The organism is Thalassotalea sp. G20_0 (assembly GCF_017744175.1).
Taxonomy (GTDB): domain Bacteria; phylum Pseudomonadota; class Gammaproteobacteria; order Pseudomonadales; family Endozoicomonadaceae; genus Endozoicomonas.
The window spans coordinates 1-529 of the sequence record NZ_JAGHQV010000525.1; the positions used below are offsets into that span (position 1 = coordinate 1).

General features: G+C 56.1%; 1 protein-coding gene. It reads right to left on the reverse strand.

Annotated features, from left to right (window positions below):
• On the reverse strand, positions 1–529 hold a 529-nt coding region (locus J7438_RS27380; RefSeq protein ID WP_209279159.1), incomplete at both ends, for a hypothetical protein.

Sequence of the window (529 nt, forward strand, 5' to 3'; positions counted from 1 at the left end):
GTGCTGGCATGACATCATCTGCCTCTGTGTTGAGAGTATCCGGCTCTTCGGGAGGATCTTCGACGGTTCCGGTACTTACCGGTGTCACCGACTCAGTAACAGTTGACGCATACTGCGGCAACAGTGCCGCCAATTCCTCTCGTAGTTGCTGAAGCAAGATATGCTCGTGCTGCGTCCAGAAGGCCCCGGGATGACTAATCAGATTGTCGGCCTGTGCTTTCATGGTCTTAAGCTGTTCAAAGCTTAACCCGGGGAGTCCTGTGGCCAGCGGCTGACTGCGCAGCTTTATGCGCAGGATTTCCAGTTGCAGGCGGACATCCGGCTGCTTCTGCCCGGGCATCAGCCGACAACCGCTCTCCGCCTGGATAATGGCTTCATAGGCACGATGGTGTTCACCCTGTTTGTTCAGGATAAATGCCTTGAGCCACAGCACCGGGTAGTAGTCAGGGGCTGTGGCTTCGGGTATCTGCCCATGGTTGCCTGTGAACAGGGCATCCAGCATCGTTTTGGCCTGGGGATGATATTGCGC